19 protein-coding genes and 3 pseudogenes are annotated in these 21,176 nt (G+C 73.4%); 14 read left to right on the forward strand and 8 right to left on the reverse strand.

Going from position 1 to position 21,176, the window contains the following annotated elements; genetic code table 11:
* On the forward strand, window positions 1–975 hold a 975-nt coding region (locus tag D0D28_RS32355; RefSeq protein WP_162831260.1), incomplete at its 5' end, for a C40 family peptidase.
* 114 nt (window positions 976–1,089) lie between these two features.
* Window positions 1,090–2,244 carry a glycosyltransferase family 4 protein gene (locus tag D0D28_RS32360; RefSeq protein ID WP_094004347.1) on the forward strand — a complete coding sequence of 385 codons (1,155 nt, stop codon included), beginning with the start codon at window positions 1,090–1,092 and terminating at the stop codon, window positions 2,242–2,244.
* A gap of 240 nt (window positions 2,245–2,484) precedes the next feature.
* Here D0D28_RS32360 and D0D28_RS32365 read toward each other — a convergent pair whose 3' ends face one another.
* Window positions 2,485–3,108 (reverse strand): uridine kinase, encoded by a 624-nt coding sequence (locus tag D0D28_RS32365; protein ID WP_116114896.1) that lies wholly within the window; start codon window positions 3,106–3,108, stop codon window positions 2,485–2,487.
* 62 nt (window positions 3,109–3,170) lie between these two features.
* Here D0D28_RS32365 and D0D28_RS32370 point away from each other — a divergent pair.
* Together D0D28_RS32370 and D0D28_RS32375 are read left to right on the forward strand one after the other, a co-directional pair.
* Window positions 3,171–3,577: pseudogene (locus D0D28_RS32370) on the forward strand (SRPBCC family protein).
* 71 nt (window positions 3,578–3,648) lie between these two features.
* A complete protein-coding gene (locus tag D0D28_RS32375) occupies window positions 3,649–4,869 on the forward strand; it encodes a cytochrome P450 family protein (RefSeq protein ID WP_116114897.1) in 1,221 nt (406 codons plus the stop codon).
* Between the two features lie 4 nt (window positions 4,870–4,873).
* Here the strand turns inward: D0D28_RS32375 and D0D28_RS32380 are convergent, their stop codons facing one another.
* Window positions 4,874–5,272: a hypothetical protein gene (locus D0D28_RS32380; RefSeq protein WP_116114909.1), complete on the reverse strand. Its 399-nt coding sequence runs from the start codon at window positions 5,270–5,272 to the stop codon at window positions 4,874–4,876.
* An 88-nt stretch (window positions 5,273–5,360) separates the two neighbouring features.
* Between D0D28_RS32380 and D0D28_RS32385 the strand changes: the two genes are divergently transcribed.
* The 4 genes from D0D28_RS32385 (at window position 5,361) to D0D28_RS32400 (ending at window position 10,267) form a co-directional block, all read left to right on the forward strand.
* Window positions 5,361–5,987 (forward strand): MerR family transcriptional regulator, encoded by a 627-nt coding sequence (locus tag D0D28_RS32385; protein WP_094004350.1) that lies wholly within the window; start codon window positions 5,361–5,363, stop codon window positions 5,985–5,987.
* A gap of 484 nt (window positions 5,988–6,471) precedes the next feature.
* The gene (locus D0D28_RS32390) at window positions 6,472–8,784 is read left to right on the forward strand and encodes a SulP family inorganic anion transporter (protein WP_116114899.1); all 2,313 of its coding nucleotides are present in this window, start codon (window positions 6,472–6,474) and stop codon (window positions 8,782–8,784) included.
* A 38-nt stretch (window positions 8,785–8,822) separates the two neighbouring features.
* The gene (gene bioD / locus D0D28_RS32395) at window positions 8,823–9,551 is read left to right on the forward strand and encodes a dethiobiotin synthase (protein WP_116114901.1); all 729 of its coding nucleotides are present in this window, start codon (window positions 8,823–8,825) and stop codon (window positions 9,549–9,551) included.
* Window positions 9,552–9,670: 119 nt separating this feature from the next.
* Window positions 9,671–10,267, forward strand: coding sequence for a DUF2567 domain-containing protein (locus D0D28_RS32400; RefSeq protein ID WP_094004353.1), 597 nt, complete (start codon window positions 9,671–9,673; stop codon window positions 10,265–10,267).
* A 52-nt stretch (window positions 10,268–10,319) separates the two neighbouring features.
* Here the strand turns inward: D0D28_RS32400 and D0D28_RS32405 are convergent, their stop codons facing one another.
* From D0D28_RS32405 to D0D28_RS32415, 3 genes are all read right to left on the reverse strand, one after another.
* Window positions 10,320–10,580 carry a WhiB family transcriptional regulator gene (locus D0D28_RS32405; protein ID WP_094004354.1) on the reverse strand — a complete coding sequence of 87 codons (261 nt, stop codon included), beginning with the start codon at window positions 10,578–10,580 and terminating at the stop codon, window positions 10,320–10,322.
* A 244-nt stretch (window positions 10,581–10,824) separates the two neighbouring features.
* Window positions 10,825–11,538 carry an LON peptidase substrate-binding domain-containing protein gene (locus tag D0D28_RS32410; RefSeq protein WP_094004355.1) on the reverse strand — a complete coding sequence of 238 codons (714 nt, stop codon included), beginning with the start codon at window positions 11,536–11,538 and terminating at the stop codon, window positions 10,825–10,827.
* A gap of 33 nt (window positions 11,539–11,571) precedes the next feature.
* Window positions 11,572–12,210 (reverse strand): NUDIX hydrolase, encoded by a 639-nt coding sequence (locus D0D28_RS32415; RefSeq protein WP_198958161.1) that lies wholly within the window; start codon window positions 12,208–12,210, stop codon window positions 11,572–11,574.
* A 110-nt stretch (window positions 12,211–12,320) separates the two neighbouring features.
* Here D0D28_RS32415 and nadA point away from each other — a divergent pair, with 110 nt between their 5' ends.
* From nadA to nadC, 3 genes are read left to right on the forward strand one after another with little or no spacing between them, the layout of a single operon-like run.
* Entirely contained in the window at window positions 12,321–13,328 is a 1,008-nt protein-coding gene (gene nadA / locus D0D28_RS32420) for a quinolinate synthase NadA (protein WP_094004357.1), read from the forward strand.
* Window positions 13,325–14,971 carry an L-aspartate oxidase gene (locus D0D28_RS32425; protein ID WP_162831261.1) on the forward strand — a complete coding sequence of 549 codons (1,647 nt, stop codon included), beginning with the start codon at window positions 13,325–13,327 and terminating at the stop codon, window positions 14,969–14,971. The genes nadA and D0D28_RS32425 overlap by 4 nt, the downstream gene beginning before the upstream one ends.
* Complete coding sequence (gene nadC, locus D0D28_RS32430) at window positions 14,968–15,816, forward strand: carboxylating nicotinate-nucleotide diphosphorylase (protein WP_116114903.1); 849 nt, start codon at window positions 14,968–14,970, stop codon at window positions 15,814–15,816. The genes D0D28_RS32425 and nadC overlap by 4 nt, the downstream gene beginning before the upstream one ends.
* A 346-nt stretch (window positions 15,817–16,162) precedes the next feature.
* Here nadC and D0D28_RS32435 read toward each other — a convergent pair.
* Window positions 16,163–16,429, reverse strand: a pseudogene (locus D0D28_RS32435) (TetR/AcrR family transcriptional regulator C-terminal domain-containing protein); the annotation flags it as partial.
* Between D0D28_RS32435 and D0D28_RS32440 the strand changes: the two are divergent.
* Window positions 16,430–16,909 (forward strand): annotated as a pseudogene (locus D0D28_RS32440) (FAD-dependent oxidoreductase); the annotation flags it as partial.
* 7 nt (window positions 16,910–16,916) lie between these two features.
* Here the strand turns inward: D0D28_RS32440 and D0D28_RS32445 are convergent.
* Window positions 16,917–17,984: a dihydrofolate reductase family protein gene (locus D0D28_RS32445; protein ID WP_116114913.1), complete on the reverse strand. Its 1,068-nt coding sequence runs from the start codon at window positions 17,982–17,984 to the stop codon at window positions 16,917–16,919.
* 98 nt (window positions 17,985–18,082) lie between these two features.
* On the opposite strand from D0D28_RS32445, the gene D0D28_RS32450 reads away from it, so the two are divergent.
* On the forward strand, window positions 18,083–19,123 hold the full coding sequence (locus tag D0D28_RS32450) for an ROK family transcriptional regulator (RefSeq protein ID WP_094004359.1): 1,041 nt from the start codon (window positions 18,083–18,085) through the stop codon (window positions 19,121–19,123).
* A 110-nt stretch (window positions 19,124–19,233) separates the two neighbouring features.
* Here the strand turns inward: D0D28_RS32450 and D0D28_RS32455 are convergent, their stop codons facing one another.
* Window positions 19,234–20,304: a type VII secretion protein EccE gene (locus D0D28_RS32455; RefSeq protein WP_116114905.1), complete on the reverse strand. Its 1,071-nt coding sequence runs from the start codon at window positions 20,302–20,304 to the stop codon at window positions 19,234–19,236.
* Window positions 20,305–20,388: 84 nt separating this feature from the next.
* On the opposite strand from D0D28_RS32455, the gene D0D28_RS32460 reads away from it, so the two are divergent.
* Window positions 20,389–21,006 (forward strand): LuxR C-terminal-related transcriptional regulator, encoded by a 618-nt coding sequence (locus tag D0D28_RS32460; RefSeq protein WP_116114907.1) that lies wholly within the window; start codon window positions 20,389–20,391, stop codon window positions 21,004–21,006.
* Window positions 21,007–21,176 lie beyond the last annotated feature (170 nt).

A 21,176-nucleotide genomic window follows, 5' to 3' on the forward strand; every position in this document is an offset into this window, starting at 1 on the left:
GCCCCGGCCGGCGCGGTCCCCCGCCCCACCCCCCAGCAGCCCACCAACTCGGCGGACGCACTGGCGCAGTACCGCCAGCTCGCCGCCCAGGCCGAGCAGCTGAACCAAGAGGCCATGCAGGCGCAGGCCGACCTCGACGCCAAGCAGGCCGATCTGGACCGGGCCAACGCCGACCTGGCGGCCGCCAACGCGGCCGGGCAGCAGGCGCTGGCCGCGAAGGAGCAGTACCAGGGCGTGGTCGACCAGTTCGCCGACGCCTCGTTCGTCGGCGGCGTGCAGTTCAACAAGCTGTCCGCGTTGCTGAACGGCACCTCGGCGCAGGACTTCCTGGAGCGCTCCTCCGCTCTGGAGGTGCTCGCCGACGAGAAGAACAAGGCGCTGGCCGACTACAACGCGGCGGTCCAGGCGGCTGCCAACGCCCAGGCCGCGGCAGCCGACGCCCAGACCCGCTCGCAGGCCGCCAAGGACGCGGCCGCGACGTTGCTGAACGACCTGCACGCGCGGCAGGCCGCCCTGCAGGCCCAGCTCGACCAGCTGGACCAGGTGCGTCAGCGGCTCACCACGTCCGAGCGGGCCGCGCAGAAGGACACCGGCGGCAACGCGCCGAACGTGCCTGCCCCGACGGCGGCCGCCCAGACGGCGATCGACGTCGCGCTGAGCAAGCTCGGCAGCCCGTACGGCTGGGGCGACACCGGTCCCAGCTCGTTCGACTGCTCCGGCCTGACCCTGTACGCCTACGGCAAGGCCGGCATCACCCTGCCGCGCACGAGCCAGTCACAGGCCTCGGCCGGGGTCGCGGTCTCGCGGGCCCAGCTGCAGCCCGGCGACCTGGTGTTCTTCGGCTCGCCGATTCACCACGTGGGCATCTACCTGGGCGACGGCAAGATGGTGCACGCCCCCGAGACCGGGGACGTCGTCAAGATCTCGCCGCTGCAGAACAACTACGTCTCGGCCCGCCGCGTCGCGGTGAGCTGAGGTCGCAGCACGACGAGGGGCGGCACCGGCCATGGCCGGTGCCGCCCCTTCGTCGTTCCGGGCGGCCCCGACAGGGCCGCGAACCCGCCCGTCCGCCCTAGTAGTCTCCAGCCCGTGCTTCGGACCCTGCTGGTGACCAACGACTTCCCGCCGCGGCCCGGGGGGATCCAGAACTACCTGAACTCCTTCGCGCGCCTGCTGCCGCCGGACCAGCTCGTCGTCTACGCACCCTCCTGGGACAAGCCCTCCGGCTCGCACCCCGAGTTCGACGCCGCCGCGCCGTTCGAGGTCGTCCGGCACCCCACGTCGCTCATGCTGCCCACCCCGGACGTGCTCCGCCGCGCCAAGGACATCCTGCGCGCGCACGACTGCCAGGCCGTCTGGTTCGGCGCCGCCGCCCCGCTGGCCCTGCTCGCCCAGCCGCTGCGGGCCGCGGGCGCGGACTGCGTCGTCGCGAGCACCCACGGGCACGAGGTCGGCTGGTCGATGCTGCCGCTGGCCCGCCAGGCGCTGCGCCGCATCGGCGACACGACCGACGTGATCACCTACGTCAGCAAGTACACCCGCGGCCGGTTCGCGTCGGCGTTCGGTCCGTCGGCCGGGCTCGAGCTGCTGCCGCCGGGCGTCGACCCGGATGTGTTCAAGCCGGACGACGCCGCCCGCGCCGAGATCCGCGCCCGGCACGGCCTCGGCGACCGGCCGACCGTCGTCTGCGTGTCCCGGCTCGTGCCGCGCAAGGGCCAGGACATGCTCATCCACGCCCTGCCGGAACTGCGCCGCCGGGTCCCGGACGTCGCACTCCTGCTGGTCGGCGGCGGTCCGTACCGGAAGTCCCTGGAACGGCTGGCCGACGCGCGGGGTGTCGCCGCCGACGTCGTCTTCACCGGCTCGGTGCCGTGGCCGGAGCTGCCCGCGCACTACGCCGCCGGCGACGTCTTCGCGATGCCCGCGCGCACTCGCGGCAAGGGCCTGGACGTGGAGGGCCTCGGCATCGTGTACCTGGAGGCCTCGGCGACGGGCCTGCCGGTCGTGGCGGGCAACTCGGGCGGCGCGCCGGAGACGGTGCTGGACGAGGTGACCGGCCACGTCGTCAACGGCCGCGACGTCCACCAGCTGGTCGAGACCCTCACCCCGCTGCTCACCGACCCCTCCCGCGCGCGCAAGATGGGCGCCGCCGGCCGGACCTGGGTGACCGAGCAGTGGCGGTGGGACCTGCTGGGTGCCCGCCTGCGCACGTTCCTGAGCGGCGAGCCGGTCACCACGACCTGACCGCTCGGGGCGCGGTTCGGCCGCGCTGTGCCGCGCGGCGTGGGCGGCCGAGTGGGAGGTGACTACCGGGCGGGCCTTGCGCCGCGTGGGGTGGTCGCCACTGGGCGAGCGGCGCACGGGCGGCAGAGTGTGGGCCGGTGGCTACCTGGCGAGCGTGGGGCGGTTGCGCGGGTTGTGGCCGGTCACCAGCCGGCGAGCTACGTGTCCGACCGAACTGGGCCGGTCGTCGCCCGGCGAGTGTCACGCCGCCCGCTCCAGCACCGCTGGGTGCCGGGGGTCGTCGGCGCGTACCACCACGTCCGCGGTCTCCGCGGGGCGCACCTCCTCCTCGTACCGCTCGAACGCCGGCAGCGCCCACTGCTCGTCCTCGGGCAGGCGGCGTCGCAGCGCTGCCGGGGACAGCTGCAGGTGCACGGTCAGCTCCAGCGGCAGGCCACGCCCCAGCAGCATCTCCCCGTCGACGATCAGCACCCCCGGCGGCGGCAGCGGCACCCGCTCCCGGCGCGTCGCCCGGTCGCGGGCCGCGTCCCACAGCGCGGGCAGCACCAAGCCGCTTCCGTTGCGCCCCAACGGGTCCAGCACCTCGCGCCGCAACGCGCCCTCGTCGAGCCACGACCAGTACCGGGAGTCCGGGTTCTCCTTCCCGTACTCGAAGCGCAGCGACGCCGGGCGCAGGAAATCCACGGTGGACACCCGCTGCACCGCGCGTCCGCCCACCCGCAGCGGGTCGAAGAGCGCGTCGGCGAGCGTCGTGGTGCCGGCCGGGCCGTCCACGGCGACGCGCACCCACGGCGCGTCCAGCGCGAGCACCCGCTCGGCCAGTTCCCGGGCGAGGCGGTCGAAGGTGATGGGCCGGTACCGCACGATCTCCCATCGTGCCGCATGAACGTCCCGGAACTGTCGGTGCCTCCTGCCATCATGAGCTCATGACCAAGGAAGTGGGCCGGACCGCCGACGCGGGCTGGCAGATCGGCGTCTCGCGCACGTTGCCGTACCCGGCCACCGCCGTGTGGGAGTTCCTCACCAGCGACGCGGGCGCGGAGATCTGGCTCGGCGCCGCCGTGCCCGGGGGAAGGGGGAGCGCTACGAGACCGCCGACGGCACGGTCGGCGAGAGCCGCGGTTACCGCGAGCTCGACCGCATCCGCCTGACGTGGCGGCCGAAGGGCTGGGACCACGACTCGACGGTGCAGGTGAGGGTTTCCCCGTCGGGCAACGGGACCGTGGTCCGCTTCCACCAGGAGTGGCTGGCCGGCCCCGAGGAGCGCGCCGCGCAGCGGGAGCACTGGAAGGGAGTGGTGGACCGGCTCGCCGGGGCGCTCGCCGCCCGGTGAAGCGGGCACCATTCGCGCCCGCGGTCCGTTGACGCCTTGCCGGAGCACGAACGTCACTGGGAGGACCACGAATGCGCGTGGTGGACGAACCGATCAGGCTCGACGACGACATCATCCAGGACCCGCACGCCCTCTACCGCGCGTTGCGCGAGGAGGGGCCGGTGCGGCCCGCGATCATGCCCCGCGGGCTGCGGGTGTGGATGGTCTCGGGATACGCGGAGGCCAAGGCGCTGCTGGCGGACCCCCGCCTGAGCAAGGACGCCAACCGGGCGCAGGAGCTGTTCCAGGCCCGCTTGACCGCGACCGGCGGGACGGCGGGCACGGGCGAGCCGGACACCCTGCTGCGCCACCACATGCTCAACACCGACCCGCCGGACCACACGCGGCTGCGCAAGCTGGTCAACAAGGCCTTCACCGCGCGCACCGTCGCCCGGCTGCGGCCGCGCATCGAGCAGATCACCGACGAGCTGCTGGACGAAATGGCGACGCGGGACCGGGCCGACCTGCTCGACGCGTTCGCCTACCCGCTGCCGATCACGGTGATCTGCGAGCTGCTCGGCATCCCGGAGGCGGAGCGCGGCGAGTTCCGCGAGTGGTCGAACACGCTGCTCAACTCCGGCCCGCAGGAGAACTTCCACGACGCGGCCCGCTCGATGGCCGCCTACCTCACCGCGCTGGTCGACGCCAAGCGCACGGCCCCGACCCAGGACCTGCTGTCCGATCTGGTGCACGTGTCGGACGAGGGTGACCAGCTCTCGCCCGAGGAGCTGGTGGCGATGGCGTTCCTGCTGCTCGTCGCCGGGCACGAGACCACGGTCAACCTGATCGGCAACAGCGTGCTGGCGCTGCTGCGGCACCCGGACCAGCTCGCGGCCCTGCGCGCGGACCCGTCGCTGCTGCCGGGCGCGATCGAGGAGTTCCTGCGGTTCGAGGGGCCGATCAACATCGCGACCCTGCGGTTCACGGCCGAGCCGGTGCCGCCGGGGGAGGTCGAGATCCCGGCCGACGAGTTCGTGCTGATCTCACTGGTGGGCGCCAACCGCGACGGCGCGCGGTTCCCCGACCCGGACCGCCTGGACGTGACCCGCCCGGCCGGTGGTCACCTGGCGTTCGGCCACGGCATCCACTACTGCGTCGGCGCGCCGCTGGCCCGGCTCGAGGCGGAGGTGGCGCTGGGCCGCCTGCTCGACCGCTTCCCCGCGATCGGGCTCGACGGCGAGCCGGGCGAGCTGCGGTGGCGGGAGAGCACGCTCGTGCACGGCTTGGACAGGCTCCCGGTCGTGCTCGGCTGACGGATCAGTGGTCGTGGCGGTGGCGGTAGACCACCACCGCCATGGCCAGGCCCATCAGGCCGTGGCCGATGCCCATCAGCGCCCCGCCGGAGATCACGCCGGCCCAGTACGGCACGAGCAGCACCGCGAACGGCACGTACATCCACGCGGTCATCTCGGCCACCGAGCCCCAGCCGTGCCGGCGGACCCGCATCCACGCGGCCATCGGCAGGGCCATCTCGGTCGCCATGATCATGGCGCGCCAGTCGGTGCGGTCCAGCACCGCGGACCAGCCGGCCGCGTCGAAACCCAGCCGGACGAGCGGCCCGAGGACGGCCATGCCCAGGCCCATGGCGATCCACATCTCGACGTAGTGCAGCACGGCCCGGCGGGTGGTGGCTGAGCGCAGGGACAGCGTCGTCATCGTCATCGCCTCCACAACGGATAGCTGTACTATCTTAAATGGGAAGTTACTCTACCCATGCGGGGTATGTCCAGAGGAGGAACACCGGATGCGGATGGCGGAGCTGAGCCGGGAGTCGGGTGTCCCGGTCGCGACGATCAAGTACTACCAGCGCGAGGGACTGCTCCCGCCCGGTGAGCTGACCAGCCCCAACCAGGCCCGTTACGGCGCGGCACACGTGCGGCGGCTGAAGCTGGTGCGTGCCCTGCTGGAGATCGGGGGCCTGTCGATCGCCGCGGTGGGGGAGGTGCTGGCGGCGATCGACGACTCCGGCACGTCGACGCACGGCATCCTCGGCCTGGCCCAGCACGGCCTGCCGATGGCGAAGCTGGAGGTGACGGCCGAGGACCGCGCGTGGGCGATGGGCCGGATCGGGGAGACGGCGCGGCGGCGGGGCTGGGACGTGCACCCCGAGTCGCCGGTGGTCGAGTCCCTGCTCGGCGTGCTGTGCGCGCTGCGTCAGGTCGGGCACGAGTGGGTGCTGGACGCGCTGGACCGTTACGCGGAGGCAGCGGACTCGGTCGCCGAAGCCGACGTCACGGCGGTGGCCCGGCTCGGCACGACCGAGGCGGTCGTGGAGGGCGCGGTGGTGGGCACCGTCCTGGGCGACGCGTTGTTCGCGGCGCTGCGGCGGATGGCGCACGCCCAGGTCTCGCGCCGGCAGTTCACGGGGTAGGCCGCCCGGGCGCCGGCCACGCCCAGGTGACCCCGGATGTGCTTGGCGTGGGCAAGGCGCTCACCGCCGGTCACCCCGCGCCGCCTGCTACAGGCGCGCGCGTGGTCCACCTCGGTCATGCTGCCGACGCCGCCAGGGCGGCGAGGCAGGTCGCGAGAGCGCTCCAGAGCCTGATAGCTGCCGCCGTGAATAATTCACCTAATCCAGTGTGAGCGGAGCCACTAGCGCCGCTGTTGATCACTCTTCGTCACTTTTTGCGACCCGGATCGATCGCGCCGGTGACGCGGGTCACGCGCACTGATGGCCGCGCGCCAATACGCCGTTACGCATCAGTCATGACCCTTTGTGAACAAAACGTGAGAACTTCTTTGCATACCGGACATCTCGGACGTTTTTCGGTATCTGTGGTGCTACAGGCCGTCACTGAGGCTGGCCTTTCCTCGGTTCATCCCCAAGTTCGGGAACCTGCGCACCGGAGGCGTGAATGATTGACAACTCTGCCCAGGAGCGTGAGCACGCTCCGCCCCGCTCGTGGCGGTCCGCGCTGGACAACCTCCGCCACGACGTGCCGGCCTCGCTGGTCGTCTTCCTCGTCGCGATCCCGCTGTCGCTGGGCATCGCACTGGCCTCCGGCGCGCCGATCGTCGCCGGCCTGATCGCCGCGATCGTCGGCGGTGTCGTGGCCGGCGCGCTCGGCGGGGCGCCGCTGCAGGTCAGCGGTCCCGCGGCCGGGCTCACCGTGATCGTGGCGGAGACCATCAACGAGTTCGGCTGGGCCGCCACCTGCGCCATCACCGTGCTGGCCGGCGCACTGCAGATCCTGCTCGGGCTGAGCCGGATCGCGCGTGCCGCGCTGGCCCTGTCCCCCGCCATCGTCCACGGCATGCTCGCCGGCATCGGCGTCACGATCGTGCTCTCGCAGCTCCCGATCGTCTTCGGCGGCACCGCGCAGAGCTCGCCGGTCGACAACCTGCTCGGGCTGCCCGCGCTGGTCCTCGACCCGCACGGAGCCGCCACCCTGATCGGGCTGGTCACCCTCGGCATCATGCTCGCGTGGGGCAAACTGCCCGCGGCGGTTCGCAAGGTCCCGGGCCCGCTGGCCGCGATCCTGATCGCCACCGTGCTGGCACTCGTCGCCGGCCTGAACGTGTCCCGTGTGGACGTTCCGGACAACGTGCTCGACCTCGGTTTCGTGCCGGAGTTCCCCGACGCCGGGTGGTTCGACTTCGGCGTCGCCGTCGTGACCATCGGGCTGGTCACGAGCGTGGCGACCCTGCTCTCCGCGGTGGCGGTGGACAAGATGCACACCGGCCCGCGGGCGAACCTCAACCGCGAGCTGGTCGGCCAGGGCGCGGCCAACATGGTGTCCGGCACGTTCGGCGGCCTGCCGGTCGCCGGCGTGATCGTGCGCAGCTCGACCAACGTGCAGAGCGGCGCCCGGACGCGCGTGTCCGCGATCCTGCACGGCCTGTGGATCCTCCTGTTCGTCGCCGTGCTCGCCGGTGTGCTGCGCAACATCCCGCTGGCCGCGCTCGCCGCGCTGCTGGTCCACGTCGGCGCCAAACTCGTCAATCCGGCGCAGATCCGAGAGCTCCGGCGGCACGGCGACCTGCCGGTCTACCTGATCACGCTGCTCGGCGTCGTGAGCATCGACCTGCTCACCGGTGTGCTGATCGGGATCGCCGCGTCCGCGCTGATCATGCTGCGCCGCCTGCTGTGGTCCGGCATCCACGTCGAACGCGACGGCGACAAGTGGCGCGTCGTCGTCGAGGGGGCGTTGTCCTCGCTCTCGATCCCGCGCCTGACCTCGGTGCTGGGCACCATCCCGCGCGGCGCGACGGTGACCCTCGAACTCGTCGTGGACTACCTCGACCACGCCGCGTTCGAGACCCTGTCGGAGTGGCAGCACTCCCACGAGGAGGCCGGCGGTCAGGTGATCGTCGACGAGATCGGGCACCCCTGGTTCGAACGGGGCAAGGCCGGTGAGCCGACCGTGCACAAGGCCAAGGCCCAGCGGATCGCGCCGCGCTGGTTCGCCCCCTGGTCGGAGTGGCAGCGCGCCCAGCAGGCGGATCCGGTCGAGGTCCCGCAGCAGCGGCAGGCGCGGGGGAGCTCGATGCGGCGCGGCATGCGCGAGTTCGAGCGGCGCACGTCGCAGCTGGTCCGCCCGATCCTGGGCAAGCTGGCCGACAGGCAGAACCCGGAGACGCTGTTCATCACCTGCGGCGACGCGCGGATCGTGCCGAACCTGATCACCAGCAGCGGGCCGGGTGACCTGTTCACCGTGCGCAACATCGGCAACCTGGTGCCCGACCACGCCACGTGCGCTGACGGGTCGGACGCGTCCATCGGCGCCGCCGTCGAGTACGCGGTCGGGGTGCTCAAGGTGCGCGAGATCGTGGTGTGCGGGCACTCGTCGTGCGGTGCGATGAAGGCACTGCTGAACGGTGCGCCGGAGGGCGCGCCGGCGTTGAAGTCCTGGCTCAAGCACGCCGAGCCGAGCCTGGCGCGGTCCGAGACGCACGCGCCGATCCGCGTCGGGGACTCCCTGCCCGCGTCCGAGGCCGACCAGCTGGCGCTGCACAACGTCCTGCAGCAGCTGGACCGGCTGCGGGAGTACCCGGTGATCGCGGCCGCCGAGGCCCGCGGCGAGGTCGACCTGGTCGGCATGTACTTCGAGGTCGGCGCCGCGAAGGTGCACCTCTACAACGCGGAGGCGGGGGCGTTCGTGTCCGCCACCGACGAGGTGGTGCCGGAGCGCGGGACCGCGGAGGGCAACCCGATGGTCACCCGGTAGCCACCCACCGGAAAGCCGGTCCGCCGGCGCCGGTATTAATGTCGGATCCCGTGAGCGTGCTGGTGGTGACCGGGACCGGAACCGGCGTCGGCAAGACCGCGGTGACCGCGGCCCTCGCCGCGCTCGCGCGTGCCGAGGGCCGCCGGGTGGCCGTGCTGAAACCCGCGCAGACCGGAGTCGGGCCGGAGGAGCCGGGCGACGTCGACGAGGTGACCCGCCTCGCCGGGGACGTCACGACCCGTGAGCTGCGCCGGTATCCCGACCCGCTCGCCCCCGAGGTGGCGGCGCGGCGCAGCGGGATCCCGCCCGTCCGGCCGGCGGAGGCCGCGCGGGCGGCGAGCGAGCTGGCCGAGAGCCACGACCTGGTGCTGGTCGAGGGCGCCGGGGGACTGCTGGTCCGCTTCGACGCCGAGGGCGCCACCCTGGCCGACGTCGCCTGGGCGCTGTCCGCTCCGCTGCTGGTGGTCGCCGCGGCCGGGCTCGGCACCCTCAACGCGACGGCCCTGACCGCCGAGGTCGCGACCGCGCGGGGGCTCAACGTGCTCGGCGTCGTCGTCGGGTCGTGGCCCGCGCAGCCGGACCTGGCCGCGCTGTGCAACGTCTCGGACCTGCCGGTAGCGGCCGGATCGCCGCTGCTCGGCGCCCTCCCCGAGGGGGCGGGTGGGCTGGGCCGCGACGCCTTCCTGGAGGTCGCCCGGGCCGGGTTGTCGCCGTGGTTCGGCGGCGACTTCGACGCCGAGCGGTTCGAGAAGGGCCTGTCCACCTGAGACGTGTCCGGCGTCGCATCGCGCCGTGATCGGGCGACGCGACCGACACGGTGCGTACACGAGTGGGGAGACCGGCTAATCTCGTTCCGGTGCGATCATCCGGGAACGAAAGGGGTGCGGTGGCCGACTCGTCGCCGGTGCAGGCCAGGCCGGGAGCCCCCGGCCCGGAGCTGTCCGCTGTGCTGTTCACCCGGCGGCCGCCGCGGCCGCGGGTGGTCGTGAAGGCCGATCTGCTGCCCGCGGTCAGCCTGTTGTCGCTGATCGGCGTGCTCGGTATCCCGCTGGGCTGGGTCTGGTCGCTGCTCGCGCCGCCCGAGCGGGTGCGCGTGTTCGACGGCGGCCAGCTGGTCCCGCTGCAGCTGGAGAGCTGGCACCGCTTCGACGACCTCGCGGTCTACGCGCTGCTCGGCCTCGGCGCCGGCGTGGTCACCGGGGTTGCCGTCTGGATGCTGCGGGAGCGGCGCGGGCCGGTGGTCATGATCGCCGCGGTGCTCGGTGGCCTGCTCGCCGCCTGGCTCGGCGTCCAGATGGGTGTGGCGTTCGCCAACAGCGCCTACGCGGTCACCACCACGCCGGACGTCGGTGACGTGATCGAGCGGGCGCCGCGCGTCGAGTCGATGTGGGTCCTGGTGGCCCAGCCGCTGGGCGCCGCGCTGGTCTACGGCCTGCTCGCGGGCTGGAACGGCCGCGACGACCTGGGCCGCAGGCTGGGCTAGGAACGCGAACGGCCGGGTTCCCCAGTACGGGAAACCCGGCCGCCGGCGTGTCTCAGGCCGCCTCGGCGCGACGGCGCGAGCGGATCAGGCTCCGCCGCTCGCCCTCGGTCGTGCCGCCGAAGATGCCGTTGTCGAGACCGGTGTCCAGTGCGTAGGCCAAGCATTCGGCGCGCACCGGACAGCTTGCGCACACCGCCTTGGCCCGTGCGACCTGCCGGGCGCCCGGGCCCATTTCGGACACGGGGAAGAACAGCTCAGGGTCCTCGTCCCGGCAGGCGGCACTCGTACGCCAGTCGATCACGTCGCGGCTCATGGCGTGCCGCCTCCTTCCATGCGTTTCGTTTTCAGCTGGCGCTCCAGGCACCAGCAAGGGCGATGAGCACGCAAAAGGGCCCATCTGGTTCTTGCCGCGGTATCTGGGGTTGCCACGCCGGGCTCGGATCAATCACCGGGATCCGAACGGGCTGGTGGCAGGGGCTGTTGCCAGCGCCGAAGGTCCAACGGTACCAGGAAGATCCATGTTCCCGGTTACCTGCGAAAACGTTGTGGCCAGCATCTCAGTTCAGGCTGGCGGGCAGCCCGAGCTGGATCAGCTCGGGCGGGGGAGCGGGCACGGCCCGCAGCTTCGTCAGGAAGCCGGCCTCGCGGCGCAGCATGCGGCTGACCATCCGCAGCCGGCGCAGCGGCTGGGTCTCCTCGAGCAGCTGCTGCCGGTCGGCCAGCGGCAGCAGGCAGTCGGCGGCGAGCAGGTAGGACAGCGGGCCCGGCCCGACCTCCGGCTCCGGGGCCGCCCACGCGTCGCGGTGCCAGGCCGCGTCGCAGTAGGCGGCGTGCGCCGACAGCGCCGCGTCGCGCAGGCCGGCCACCGCTCGCTCGGCCGCGGGCGGCACCGGGGTGTCGTCGACCCATTCGATGGTGCCGACCAGGTAGGGCGCGCGGCTGGTGTCGATGTCCAGGACGCGGAAGCGGCGCTCGCCGCGCGTGATGATGTCGAACCGCCCGTCGGGCAGCCGCTCGCTGTCCCCGAGCAGGGCCGCACAGCCGATGGGGTGGACGTGGTCGAGGTCCTCCACCTCGCGCACCGCGGAGGTCCGGATCGCGATGATCCCGAACCGGCGGTCCGGGACCGTGCCGGTGAGCAGGTCGACCGCGAGCTGCCGGTAGCGCGGCTCGAACAGGTGCAGCGGCAGCGTGGCGCCGGGCAGCAGGACGGTTTGCAGCGGGAACAGGGGGATGGTCTCTGTCGCTCGTTCCTGCCGCTCCGCATCCACGGCTACACGGTACGTCGATCCGGTGGTTCTCGCTCAACGTCGTTTGGGCGGCGGACGGAACACCGCGAAGGGGTCCGTCACCTGGATGCCCTTCCCCGGGAAGGAGAACAACGCGGCCGGCCGCCCCCCGCTGCGGCCCGGCGGCGCGGTGTGCCCGGTGGGGGAGAGCAGGCCGCGGCGGGACAGCACCCGCTGCAGGTTTGTGGCGTCGACCTTGTAGCCCAGCGCCGCCGAATACAGCTCGCGCAGGGCGGAGATGGTGAACTCGCGGGGGGCGAGCGCGAAACCGACGTTGGTGTAGGACAGCTTGGAGCGCAGCCGGTCGCGGGCGCGCAGCACGATGTCGCGGTGGTCGAACGCGGTGCGCGGCAGGTCGTCCACCGGGTGCCAGCGGGTGTCCTCCGGGACCTCGGGGTCGACGTCGGAGGGGACCAGGCCGAGGAACGCCGTGGCGACCACACGCGGGCCGGGCACCCGGTCCGGGGCGCTGAACACGGCCAGCTGCTCGACGTGGCTCAGCTGCCGGACGTCCACCTTCTCCGCGAGCTGGCGGCGGATCGAGGTCTCGACGTCCTCGTCCGGCCGCAGCCGCCCGCCGGGCAGCGACCAGCGCCCGACGTGCGGATCCAGCGCGCGGCGCCACAGCAGCACCTGCAGTGTGGCGTAACGCACCTGCAATACCGCCGCCAAAACCTCGTGTGCCAGGGGGGCGCTGCTGTTAATATGACTTCGCACGGTTTTCGATTGTAAGGCGAAAACCAGCGACTGGTCCAGGAGGGCCGATGACTGCAGCGACTGTGGACCTGACCCCGTACGGTGGCGTGGAGCCGGACGAGGCGTGGGCGGAAGAGGTGCGCAAGCTGGCGCGCGAGCGGGATGCCGTGCTGCTGGCGCACAACTACCAGGCTCCGGCGATCCAGGACATCGCCGACCACACCGGGGATTCCCTCGCGCTGTCCCGGATCGCCGCTGCGAGCGACGCGTCGACCATCGTGTTCTGCGGCGTGCACTTCATGGCCGAGACCGCGAAGATCCTGTCGCCCGAGAAGACGGTGCTGATCCCGGACGCGCGCGCCGGCTGCTCGCTCGCCGACTCCATCACCGGCGCCCAGCTGCGCGAGTGGAAGGCGCAGCACCCCGGCGCGGTCGTGGTGTCCTATGTGAACACCACCGCGGAGGTCAAGGCGGAGACGGACATCTGTTGCACGTCGTCCAACGCGGTCGACGTGGTGGCCTCGATCCCGGCCGACCGCGAGGTCCTGTTCTGCCCGGACCAGTTCCTCGGCGCGCACGTCAAGCGCAAGACCGGGCGCGACAACATGCACATCTGGGCGGGCGAGTGCCACGTGCACGCCGGGATCAACGGTCCCGAGCTGGCCGAGCGCGCCGCGGCGAACCCGGACGCGGACCTGTTCATCCACCCCGAGTGCGGCTGCGCCACCTCGGCGCTGTACCTGGCCGGCGAGGGCGCGGTGCCCGCGGACAAGGTGAAGATCCTGTCCACTGGGGACATGGTGCACGAAGCCCGTGCCACGAAGGCGAAGTCGGTGCTGGTGGCCACCGAGATCGGCATGCTGCACCAGCTGCGCAAGGCCGCGCCCGGCATCGACTTCCGCGCGGTGAACGACCGCGCGTCGTGCGCGTACATGAAGATGATCACCCCGGCCGCCCTGCTGCGCGCGCTGCGCGAGGGCGCCGACGAGGTGCACGTCGACCCGGAGACCGCCGCCCGGGCCCGCGCCTCGGTGCAGCGGATGATCGAGATCGGCCAGCCGGGCGGCGGCGAATGACCGGCCCGGTTATCGACGGTCAGACGAAAACTCCCTGCTGGGAGGCGCGTGCCGATCTGGTTGTGCTCGGCACCGGCGTGGCCGGCCTGACCGCGGCGATCCGCGCGCAGGAGCTCGGCCTGCGGGTGCTGGTGGTGACCAAGGCGGCGGTCGAGGACGGCAACACCCGCTGGGCCCAGGGCGGCGTCGCCGTGGTGCTGCCGGACCAGCACGACGAGGGTGACTCCGTCGCCCGGCACGTCGAGGACACGCTGATCGCCGGTGCCGGGCTGTGCGACGCCGACGCGGTCGCGGCGATCCTCGCCGGCGGCCCGCGCGCGGTGTCCTGGCTGCGGTCGGCCGGCGCGCGGTTCGATCCGGGCGCCGCGGGGCTGCTCGCGCGGGCTCGCGAGGGCGGGCACAGCGCGTTCCGCGTCATCCACGCGGGCGGCGACGCGACCGGGGCCGAGGTCGAGCGCACGCTCGTCGCCGAGGCCACCGGCCGCCGCCTGCCCGTGCTGGAGCGGCACATCGCGGTCGACGCGTTGCGCACGCCGCGCGGGGACGTGGCCGGGGTGACGGTGCTCGACCCGGAGGGCAGGCTGGGTGTGCTGCGCGCGCCCGGGGTGCTGCTCGCCACCGGCGGGATGGGCCAGCTCTACCAGGCCACGTCGAACCCGGAGATCGCCACCGGCGACGGGGTCGCGCTCGGCCTGCGGGCCGGGGCGATGGCCGCCGACCTGGAGTTCGTGCAGTTCCACCCGACCGTGCTGTACACGCCGGGCGCGCGCGGGCGGTGCCCGCTGGTCACCGAGGCCGTGCGCGGCGAGGGAGCGGTGCTGGTCGACGGCGCGGGCGCGTCGGTCATGCAGGGCGTGCACCCGCTGGGCGACCTGGCACCACGCGACGTGGTGTCCGGCGCGATCACGCGGCGGCTCCTCTCGGCGCCGGGCGGGATCGACGACCACGTGTTCCTCGACGCGACCGGCGTGCCCGGGTTCGCGAAGCGGTTCCCGACGGTCTTCGCGGCGTGCCGCGCGATCGGCGTCGACCCGGCGCGGGACCCGATCCCGGTGAGCCCGGCGGCGCACTTCGCGTGTGGCGGGATCGTGGCCGGGAGCGACGGCCGCACCGGGGTCGCCGGGCTGTACGCGGCTGGTGAGGTCGCGCGCACCGGGCTGCACGGCGCGAACCGGCTGGCGTCCAACAGCCTGCTGGAGGGGCTGGTCACCGGCGCCGCCGCGGCCGAGGCGGTGGCCGCGGATCTGGCCGCGGGCCTGCTGGGTGACCCGAAGCAGGCCGCGGCACCCGCGTGGGGGCGGGTGCGGATCGCCGAGCGGGACGCGGTGCAGCGCGCGATGAGCCGGTACGCGGCGATCGGGCGGGACGCCGAGGGGCTGGCCGTGGCCGGCTCCGTCCTGGACCTGTCCGCTTCGGACGGTCCACTGCGGACGCACGCCGACGTCGAGAACGCCTCGCTCACCCTGGTGGCGCAGGCGTTGCTGGCCGCGGCGGCGCGGCGCACCGAGTCACGCGGCTGCCACGTCCGCGGTGACTACCCCGAGCGGGACGACGTGACGTGGCAGCGCAGCCTGCTGATCAGGCTGAACCCGTCGGGCCAGCCGGTGCTGGCCGACCCCGTCTGCACGGAGGAAGTGGCATGACCCTGGACCTGGAGGACGCCCGCCGCGTCGTGGAGACCGCGCTGGCGGAGGACCTGCGGTACGGGCCGGACGCGACCACCGCCGCGACGGTGCCGGAGGGCGCGACCGCGACCGCGGAGATCACCCCGCGCGTGGACGGCACGCTCGCCGGGGTGCCGGTCGCGCTCGCGCCGCTGGACGCCGTGCTCGGCAGCGGTTACGAGGTGCTCGACCGGCTCGAGGACGGCAGCCCGCTCGTGGCGGGCAAGCCCGCGCTGGTCGTGCGCGGGCCGGTGCGCGGGCTGCTCACCGCCGAGCGGACGGCGCTGAACCTGCTGTGCCACCTGTCCGGTGTGGCCACGGCGACCGCGGCGTGGGTGTCCGCTGTGGACGGTACCGGCTGCGCGATTCGCGACTCCCGCAAGACGTTGCCCGGCTTGCGGTTGTTGGAGAAGTACGCGGTGCGGTGCGGCGGTGGCGTGAACCACCGGATGGGTCTCGGGGACGCGGTGCTGATCAAGGACAACCACGTGGTCGCCGCCGGTTCGGTCACCGCCGCGCTGGCCGCGGCCCGGGAGCACGCACCCGAGCTGGCGTGCGAGGTCGAGGTCGACACGCTGGACCAGCTGGACGAGGCGCTCGCCGCGGGCGCCGACGAGGTGCTGCTGGACAACTTCACGCCACAGTGGTGCGCGGAAGCCGTGCGCCGCAGGGACGAGCTGTCGCCGAAAACCCGGCTGGAGGCCTCCGGCGGTCTGCGGCTGGTGAACGCGCGGCCCTACGCCGAGACCGGGGTGGACTACCTGTCGGTCGGCGCGCTGACGCACTCCTCGCCCGCGCTCGACCTGGGGATGGATCTCCGCTGAACCTGTGCGCGGTCGCGGCCGGAGCGGGTGCTGCACGACAGCGTGCTGCAGGCGCTGGAGCGATGGCGATCCGGCCGTCGAGGTGGACCGGGTGCGCGTGCAGGCGGCGGGGCTGGGCACGCCGGGTGGTGGCGGCCAGGGACCGGCGACGGAGATGGCGCGGGAGGGGGCTGCGGGCGCGGCTGGCGCTGTCCGACCTGACCGGCGACGCCCGGACGGAGTCCCGGAGAACCGCAGTGCGCGACGCGGCCCGCGAGGCGCTGAAGCACGCGGGCACCCGGGAGGTCGTGATGCGCCTACTCGAAACCCGGACGCGGTTGACATTGTCGGTGCGCGCCAGCCCGCGTCACCGCGAGATGCGTGCTTCGATGCCGTCCAGGAGGAAGTCGAGGCCGGTTCGGAAGGTCTCGTCGGCGTCCAGGTGCGCGCCGTCGCGGACGACCGTGGCCAGCGCGGGGAACCGGCCGGTCGCCAGGGTCCGCTCCAGGTACGGCCCGTGGGCGGCCTGCCACTGCTGCTTGTCCATCCCGGTGGCCCGCTCGGCCCGCCGCTCGGCGATCTCCCGCCGCACCGCGCCGATCACGTACGCGTTGACCGCGGCGACCACCGGCACGGACGCGTGCGCGTCTACCTCAGCTTCCACCACACCGCCGAGGACTGGCCGGTGACCTGCGGGATCCCGCTGGACGACCCGGCCGCCGCCCGGGCCCGGCTGATCGAGGAGTTCGCCGGCTGGGACCCGCGGTTCACCGCCCTGATCGCCGCGTGCGACGACACGGTCCGGCTCCGGGCGATCAGCACGCTCCCGCTCGGCCTGACCTGGCCGTCGACGCCGGGCGTCACGCTGATCGGCGACGCCGCGCACCTGATGCCGCCGGTGGGGCAGGGCGCGAACATGGCGCTGCTAGACGGCGCTGTGCTCGGCCTCGCGCTGGCCGCGCACCCGGACGACTTTCCCGCCGCCGTGAAGGAATACGAGCACGAGATGTTCGAGCGCACCAGCGCGGCCGCCCGGCAGTCCGCGCGAATGCAGGACATGCTGGCCGCACCGGACGCGGCCCACCGGATGCTCGCGTTCTTCCGGCCGGACTGACGCCGTCCTACAACGGCAGGTGCGCGTTCGTCGCCTGCACCAGGTCCGCCAGCTCGGGCAGCTCCCGCACCTCGCGGCCCGCCGCGCGCAGTGTTTCCGCTCCCACGCAGTCCACGAACAGGTTCGGCTCCCGCCAGGCGAACACCACCCGCGGGATCCCGGCGTTCAGGATGTGCTGCGTGCACGACACCGGCCGCGACGCCCGCGAGCTGCACGGCTCCAGCGACGAGTAGATCGTCGCTCCGGTGAGGTCCGCGCCGCCCAGTTTGGCGATCGCCACCTCCTCCGCGTGGTCGTGCGGGTCGGTCTCGCCCGAGTACCCGGTGGCGAGCACCTCGTCGTCAGCCGAGACCACGATCGCGCCCACCCGGAACGTCGCCGACGGCGGGCAGTTCTCCGCCAGCGCGATCGCCTCCCGCAGCCTGCCGTGGTCGCGCGCCGCCTGCCCCAGGTGGTAGCGCATGAACACGACGTCGCCGATGCGGCGCGTCTCGGTCAGCCGCAGCCGGCCGGGCGGGAACCGGCCGGGGCCCACGAACCGCGGCGCCGCCGCCTCGCCCACGAACACCGGCGCGATCGCCAGGTGCAGCTCGTCCACCACGCCCGCGGTGAGGAACAGCGTGTGGATCGCCCCGCCGCCCTCGACCATCAGCCGCCCGACGCCGCGCCCGGCGAGGTCGGCCAGCACGTGCCGCAGGTCGAGCGGGTCCCCGCCGTCGGCCACCGTCGCCACCGCGCCGAGCCGCTCGCGCACCGATGGCACCGCCGCGGCCGAGGTGTACACCAGCTTCTCGACGTCGCCGGTGGTGAAGAAGTTCGCCGACGGGTCGAGGTCGCCGCTCTCGGTCATCGTGACCTTGACCGGGTTCCCGCGCCCGGACCGCACCAGCAGCCGCGGGTCGTCGGTGCGGATCGTGCCGGCCCCGACCAGGATCGCGTCCACGCTCGCGCGCACGTCGTCCACGCGCGCGAAGTCCTCCTCGTTGGACAGCAGGAGCCGCTGGTCGCTGGTGTCGTCGAGGTAGCCGTCCAGGGACACCGCCGCGGAGGCAAGGACGTAGGGGCGCGTGCTCACGTCCCGCAGTCTGCCACCGTCCCGCATGGCGGGCCGCTTTGACGGGCTCGGCTACTTTCGTGCACGGTGGAACGAAATGGCCGTCCTGGGGGTGCGCAGTGTCGAACGCCGCCGCGGTGCTCGGCGCGATCCGGCGCGAGGGCCCGCTGTCGCGTGCCGCGATCGCCGAGCTGACGTCATTGAGCATGCCGACGGTCAGCCGCCAGGTCACCGCGCTCGCCGAGGCGCGGCTGGTGCGGGAGGCGCCGGACCTGGCCCGCGCGGGCGCCGTGGGACGGCCCCGCGTGCCGGTCGACATCGACGACAGCGTGCTGGCCGCGTGCGGCGTGCACATCGGGGTCCGCACCACCACGTTCGGCATCGTGGACCTGCGCGGGCGGCTCGTCGGCAGCGAGAAGATCCCGACCCCGCGGGGCAGCGCCGAGGACGGGCTGGCGTTCCTCGCCGCGAAGGTGCGCGCGTTCCTGCGCCGCTGGCGGGAGCGGCGGGTCGTCGGGCTCGGGCTCGCGACCGGCGGCCAGGTCGACATCGCCCGCGGCCTGATCACGCACGACCGGCTCGGCTGGCACCGCGCCCCCGCCCAGGCCGTGCTGGCGCGCGGGACGGGACTGCCGGTGCACGTCGACGGGCACGTGCCCGCGATGGCGCACGCCGAGCTGCTGTTCGGCGAGGGCAAGCAGTACCCGAGCCTGCTGTACTTCTACGCCCGGCAGGTCGTGGGCATGGCGCTGGTCGTCGACGGTGTCCTGCACCGTGGCCCCGGCCAGGCCGGGACGGTCGCGCACCTGCCGGTCGGTGGGGACGTGCGCTGCGCGTGCGGCCGGACCGGCTGCCTGGAGGCGACGGTCAACGACCAGACCGACCGCGGCGCGCTGGCCGACCGCGCCGCGACGATGGGCCGGGCGGTCGCGATGCTGCGCGACATCGTCAACCCGGACCAGGTCGTCCTCGGCGGCCAGAACATCACCGACGCGCCGGAGCACCTGGCGACCCTGCTGCACGCCTTCGCGGCGACGACCGCGCTGCCGGGGACCGACCTGGTGACGGTCACCCGGTTCGGCCCGGACGTCCAGGCGGTCGCCGCGTGCACGGGCGTGCTGGCCGGCATCTTCGCCGACCCGGCGCCGCTGATGGCTTAGGGCGTGTCTGTCGAAGCAGCGGCGGATCATCACCGTGCAGCGCGCGCGCCCACATCCAGCATCGACGGCCCACCCACCACCCGCATACCCAACCTCACTGAACGCCTTCCTCAGCGCGGCAGGGCGAGCGGGAGGGTGCGCCGCACGGCGGCGGCGTGCCTGCCGTACAGCGGCACCACCGGCACGTCCAGATCACGGGCGCGGGGCGGCCGCCGCGTGCCGGCGTAGCGGGCCAGGCGCAGCGTGACGTCCTCCACGAGCCGCCCGAAGTGGTTGCGCCGCAAGGTGTACGAGGTCACCGTCAGCGCCGCGCCGCGGGCCGTCGAGGTCAGCAGCACGGGCACGTCGTCCCGGGTCAGCGGGGCGAACCCGGCCTGGGCGGTGCCGCCCGCCGACCACGACCGCCAGCCGTCGGTCACCGGTGCCGGCGAGTCCGTGCCGACGGTGGCGCGCAGCTCGGCCGCCAGCTCACCGGCCTCCAGCAGCGTGCTGCCGTACCCGGCCTTGGCGAGCGCGCCCATCAGCGCCAGCGCCGCGCGGGTCGTCGCCCGCAGCTCGCCGGCCTCCCCGCCGCGGCGGGCCAGCGCCGCCAGCGGCGCCTCGCTCGCCCGGTACCGCACCGCGATCAGGAACGTCCGCTCGCCGAAGCTGGTCCGCACCAGCAGCTGGGCGCCCGCCAGCGGGATCTCCGGGTTGTCGCACGCCGCGCGCAGCAGGTCCAGCACCGTCGGCACGTCCGGCTCGACGCCCTCACGCAGCCGGATCACCGTCGTCCAGCCGTCCCCGGCCCCGGCCACCCCGAAGCGGTTCCCGGCGCGGTCGACGTGCTGGCGCAACCGGAAGTCGTGGGCGAGGACGTACAGCGGATCGGCGGCCTGGCGGCGTTCGTCGTGCTGCAGCAACCGGTACGACACCCACGTCAGCGCCCAGCCGGCGAGGTGGCGTCCCGCGAACCGGACGGACGTCGCGGCGATCACCAGCAGCGCCAGCACGGTCACCACGAGCTTCGCGGGCAGCACGTCGTGGACCGCGAGCAGCGCGGCGACCAGGGCGGATTCCCAGATCGCGATCTGGGCGAAGCCGATGGGCAGCACGAACGGCGCCATGGTGAACCGGCGGGTCCGGGGTGGGGCGGGTGCGGTCCCGCCACCGGCGGAGACCCCCGCGTCGGCAGCGGTCAACTCGCTTCTCCTTGCTCCTGGTACAGAATAAACGGGGAACCGGCATTCGCTGCCGGGAAAAATGCCCACAGGGAGTGAGGTCCGATGGCCATCCGGGTCGGCGTGATCGAGGACCACCCGCTGTACCGCTACGCGGTCGCGAACGTGCTGTCCGGGGCTGGTGACATCGAGCTGGGGCCCGTCGCCGAGTCCGTCGCCGCGTTCGCGAGCAGCCAGGAACCGGCCGGGTGCGTCGTCGTGCTGGACCTCAAGCTGCGTGGGGTGACCGATTCGCAGGCCGTGCAGGAGGTCGTGCGGATGGGGCACAAGGTGCTGGTGGTGTCCGCGCACGCCGGCCAGGAGGAGGTGCTGGGCGCGGTCTCCGCCGGCGCCCGCGGGTACCTGTCGAAGGACGCCGACGGCGACGACATCCTGCACGCGATCCGCGAGATCGCCGCCGGGAACTCGTACGTCTCGCCGACGCTGGCGTCCTACCTGCTCGACTCGACGCGCCCGCGGGCCGGGGTGAGCAGCGTGCTGTCCGACCGCGAGCGGCAGGTGTTGTCACTGGTCGCGGCCGGCGAGCGGGACGACGACATCGCCGAGGCCATGTCGATCAGCGTCCGGACGGTGCGGTCGTACCTGGACCGCATCCGAGACAAGACGGGCCGCCGCCGACGCCCGGAACTGACGCGCCTGGCCATCGAGGAGGGCATGGCGTAGGCAGCACGCCGGCCACCCTCATCCGCAGGCTTCGAGGGCCCGTCCTAGCTGTACTTGGCCAGGACGTTGGTAGCGGCTGGCTGGTGTTGACATGGGGAGAGCCTCCGGTTGGGGTGTGGCTTGTCTAGGACCCACGCCAGGCCGGAGGCTCTCGTGTCACACCGTAATGC

The organism is Amycolatopsis ruanii, from assembly GCF_003385175.1.
Taxonomy (GTDB): domain Bacteria; phylum Actinomycetota; class Actinomycetes; order Mycobacteriales; family Pseudonocardiaceae; genus Amycolatopsis_E; species Amycolatopsis_E thermalba.

What these genes read in the sequence shown, in the direction of transcription:
- D0D28_RS32375 (WP_116114897.1), top strand. Translation starts at nt 3,649, where the DNA reads ATGCGCGTGGTGGACGAACCGATCAGGCTCGACGACGACATCATCCAG.
- D0D28_RS32380 (WP_116114909.1), bottom strand. Translation starts at nt 5,272, where the DNA reads ATGACGACGCTGTCCCTGCGCTCAGCCACCACCCGCCGGGCCGTGCTG.
- D0D28_RS32385 (WP_094004350.1), top strand. Translation starts at nt 5,361, where the DNA reads ATGCGGATGGCGGAGCTGAGCCGGGAGTCGGGTGTCCCGGTCGCGACG.
- D0D28_RS32390 (WP_116114899.1), top strand. Translation starts at nt 6,472, where the DNA reads ATGATTGACAACTCTGCCCAGGAGCGTGAGCACGCTCCGCCCCGCTCG.
- bioD (WP_116114901.1), top strand. Translation starts at nt 8,823, where the DNA reads ATGTCGGATCCCGTGAGCGTGCTGGTGGTGACCGGGACCGGAACCGGC.
- D0D28_RS32405 (WP_094004354.1), bottom strand. Translation starts at nt 10,580, where the DNA reads ATGAGCCGCGACGTGATCGACTGGCGTACGAGTGCCGCCTGCCGGGAC.
- nadA (WP_094004357.1), top strand. Translation starts at nt 12,321, where the DNA reads ATGACTGCAGCGACTGTGGACCTGACCCCGTACGGTGGCGTGGAGCCG.
- D0D28_RS32425 (WP_162831261.1), top strand. Translation starts at nt 13,325, where the DNA reads ATGACCGGCCCGGTTATCGACGGTCAGACGAAAACTCCCTGCTGGGAG.
- nadC (WP_116114903.1), top strand. Translation starts at nt 14,968, where the DNA reads ATGACCCTGGACCTGGAGGACGCCCGCCGCGTCGTGGAGACCGCGCTG.
- D0D28_RS32460 (WP_116114907.1), top strand. Translation starts at nt 20,389, where the DNA reads ATGGCCATCCGGGTCGGCGTGATCGAGGACCACCCGCTGTACCGCTAC.